General features: G+C 66.7%; 3 protein-coding genes and 1 pseudogene. 2 read left to right on the top strand and 2 right to left on the bottom strand.

Going from position 1 to position 3,137, the window contains the following annotated elements; all coding sequences use genetic code 11:
• The coding region (locus tag CGE01nite_RS17585) for a TraR/DksA family transcriptional regulator (protein WP_174773476.1) at positions 1 to 148 on the top strand (148 nt) is incomplete at its 5' end.
• Here the strand turns inward: CGE01nite_RS17585 and CGE01nite_RS16645 are convergent.
• Together CGE01nite_RS16645 and CGE01nite_RS16640 are read right to left on the bottom strand one after the other, a co-directional pair.
• Positions 124 to 768 carry a hypothetical protein gene (locus CGE01nite_RS16645; RefSeq protein ID WP_141371770.1) on the bottom strand — a complete coding sequence of 215 codons (645 nt, stop codon included), beginning with the start codon at positions 766 to 768 and terminating at the stop codon, positions 124 to 126. The genes CGE01nite_RS17585 and CGE01nite_RS16645 overlap by 25 nt on opposite strands.
• Positions 765 to 2,093 (bottom strand): hypothetical protein, encoded by a 1,329-nt coding sequence (locus CGE01nite_RS16640; RefSeq protein WP_141371769.1) that lies wholly within the window; start codon positions 2,091 to 2,093, stop codon positions 765 to 767. The genes CGE01nite_RS16645 and CGE01nite_RS16640 overlap by 4 nt, the downstream gene beginning before the upstream one ends.
• Positions 2,094 to 2,591: 498 nt before the next feature.
• Here CGE01nite_RS16640 and CGE01nite_RS17425 point away from each other — a divergent pair.
• A pseudogene (locus CGE01nite_RS17425) lies at positions 2,592 to 3,137 on the top strand (hypothetical protein); the annotation flags it as partial.

Here is a 3,137-nt window from a genome sequence, read left to right as displayed (position 1 = left end):
CGTCGTCGGGGGAGAGCCGATCGACCCGGAGCGGCTGCGCGCACGACCGACCGCGACCACGTGCGTCGCGCACGCCTCCCTCCGCCGTCGTGGGTCGCACCCACGACGGACTGCCACGGACGGCTACTCGGTTCTCGGCGGCTCGTAGGCGTCGCACTTTGCCGCGCTGCCGAGCGGACAGATCGTGAGCTCGGTACGGAACGTCTTCCCGTATCGAACTCCGGCAGCACGGTACTTCACCCGAACGCCTGCGAGAGTCCCTATACCAACCCGCGCATCAGGGACCTTGACGCCGATGTAGAGCTCAAGGCCGATGCTGTCGCCCGCGTCGATCGTCATGCCCTCGACAGGCTTGCCTGCAGGCCGGGGCCAGCCATCTGCGACGTCGAACAGGTTGTAGCCGCGTTGGTCAACCCGCTCCGCCCCAATCGCGTCGATCTGTTCGGCGACCTCTACCGGCACGTCCCCGAACAGGACCTCGACGTGCTCGATGATGATGTCCTCATCGCCAGGGTTCGTCAGGTCCTGCAGGCCGAAGGTCACCCACGAACCGGCAGGGAACGCGTCTACGACCACACCAGCGTCGTCGCTGCCCTCCAGTGGGCCGTCGGGGACCGTCCGCAGGATAAGCCAGGCCGTGAGTGCCACAGCGACGACAGCGACGGTCGTGGCCGCCCAAGCGCCGACTCGCCGCGCCGCGCGCCTGGGCTGTACCAGAGGCACGTCAGGCGCGGCGTCGGTGTAGGACTCGCCTGGTGCGGCGGTCATACCGGGTCTCCGCTCGACGGCGGCTTGCCTTCGATGGTGATGTCCGCAACCGACGGGCCGCCATTGTTGCCGCAGTAGCTGACCTTCGCCGTGGCGCTCGATGAAACCTTCGTGTAGGTGATTCGGCCGGAGGTGCCAGTCGTGAACTTCTGGGAGGCGCTTAGCCACCCCCCGATCTTGAACGCCCCCGACGATGTTACCGCCTTGTTATTGGACCGCCAGAAAGACTTGGCGGTGGTAGTGATGTGATTCTGAGGCGAGCACACAAACGGCGTCCACGTCCTGGAAGTTGCGCCCATGGTCCATTTCCGGGGGCGCCACTGACGATATCCGGAGTCGTAGTTGCCGCTGCTGTTGTTGCAGAGGTACTTCAATTCATCGAACTCCCATTGCAGACTATGCACTATGCCCTTGTTCTTAGGGCCGTCGAAACTGCTGCCAGCGCTATTTGTGGTGGAGTTTGCCAGGCCGCCGCCGCCAACGAAAGTGGACGTGCCATACATGATGGAAAGTTCCATCTGTGTAGTCTTGGTGCTCTCGTACTGCCAAGTGCTGGTCGTGCCGCCCATGGATCTGACCTTAGCGGTGTCGACGTAGACAGACTTCTTTCTTCCCGTAGAGCCCATGATCACCCGCGCGTTCACGCACTTCTTACTGATCTCCTTCGGAATACTGGCGGCGAGTGTGTCTGAGGTTGCCCCGCTGGAGTCTCGGCTAGCCTCGCCGTCGGCAAGGAGCTCAACGTTCTCCCCATCCGTCGCGGGAACCCGCACCGTGAAGTCAACGCTCGCAGCGCCGCTCGCTGCGCGCTCGACATGAGCCATCCGCAGGGGTACCGGCGCTGCCCCTATCCTTGCCTCTGTCGAGCCCCCGAGTTGCGGGTTGTTTCCCTCGCTCGCGTTCAGGCGTGTCACGGGCGGGCTAATGCGGTCGGCGCCGGAGCGTGTCACAGCGCCGTCGTTCTCCACCGACGGTACGTCGTTCGTAATGTCGATGTCGGCATCGGACACAGACCACGCCGAGCTCTTGACCGTCATGCTGACGGTCTGGCTAACCAGGCCCCGTTCGTCTATGCCAAGGATTGTTACCGCGATCGGCAAGGTAGTCCCGGCGGCACGCGGTGGGACGTCCTCCGGGGCGATGGAAAGGCGATAGCGTCCCGCGGCGTCAGTAACGGTGGACGCGAGCGGCGTGTAGGGAATGGCTACGCCAGGTGGTGCTTCAAACTCCTCGGCGGTGGGGTCGAGTAGCGCTTGAATCGGATAGCCAGCGAGAGCCTCGCCGTCTGCGCCGCGCACAAATCCGGTCGCGATGACGGCGTCCACCGGCGACGGTGCCGCAGCTGCGCCCAGCCCGGCGCACGCTACAGACATCGTCATGATGGCGGCGACTGCTGGCAGTACTCGCACGCGTTGCATCATTTCCCCCTGGCCGTGCGCATTGCTACGCGGTCTATGTGGTGCAAACTACCGGATCGCCCGGACCTTCGTTGCTGGTTTTGCGATGGAGTTCTCTGCGGGCTTGGGGGCTTGGGGGAGACGCCTCGTGTGTGCCCTCGGTACGACTGCACTCCTCCCCTCGAGCCCCGCGCAGGCGAGTTCGCCTACCGAACTGGATCGACGGCACGTGTGCACCCTCACCCCACAGGCCACGTCCAGTCCGCCGGGCCCTCGGCCGAGTCGCCTACCGCGTGAGGTCGTCAGAGAGATGTGGGTCGCCACCACAACCTGACGACCCCACGTCTCCGACGCGGCTGACATCCAGGACCTCGTCGGCTCGACCGACGGCCCGTCGTCCTGGTCGCGCACTCCTACGGCGGGGCTGTGATCACGAACGCCCACGCGGGCAGCGTCGTGGCGCTCGTCCTGGCCGCCGGGTGGGTGCGCACGCCCGACCGCGACCCCGCCCGCCCGGCACCGGGGCCGACCATGGGCACCTGGCTGCGCGAGCGATTCCCTGAGCACGTCGACGTCGCGGTGATGCTCGGAGACGGTCGGTTCGTCGGCGACGACGGCCACCTCGTGCGGGACGACGCCCGTACCGGCCGCACCGGTTCGTGTGGTTCCACCGTGAGCTCCTCCCGCGTGAGGTCGTCAGCAGTCCGCGAAGTCGTCTGCTTCACCGGACGACCACACCTGCACCTGACGACCTGGCGAGCCGGCCGGTCACGCCTCCGCTCCGCTGGGGGCGAGAGTGGGGCGACAGCGGGCTGCGGGGGTCAGCGGGGGGTGCGAGGGTGGCGCGTGTGGAGCGGGGCACGGGGGGCGGGCGCCGACGAGGTGCGTGAGCGGCTGCTCGCGATGCGCGCGGAGGCGCTCGACCGCGCGGTCGGGCTCGGCGCCGCGAAGTCCAACCTCGTAGAGGCGTCC

The organism is Cellulomonas gelida, from assembly GCF_006538725.1.
Lineage (GTDB): Bacteria > Actinomycetota > Actinomycetes > Actinomycetales > Cellulomonadaceae > Cellulomonas > Cellulomonas gelida.
This window is presented reverse-complemented; position numbering and strand designations above follow the sequence as displayed.

Coding starts and splice junctions, on each gene's coding strand:
- CGE01nite_RS16645 (WP_141371770.1), bottom strand. CDS start 768: ATGACCGCCGCACCAGGCGAGTCCTACACCGACGCCGCGCCTGACGTG.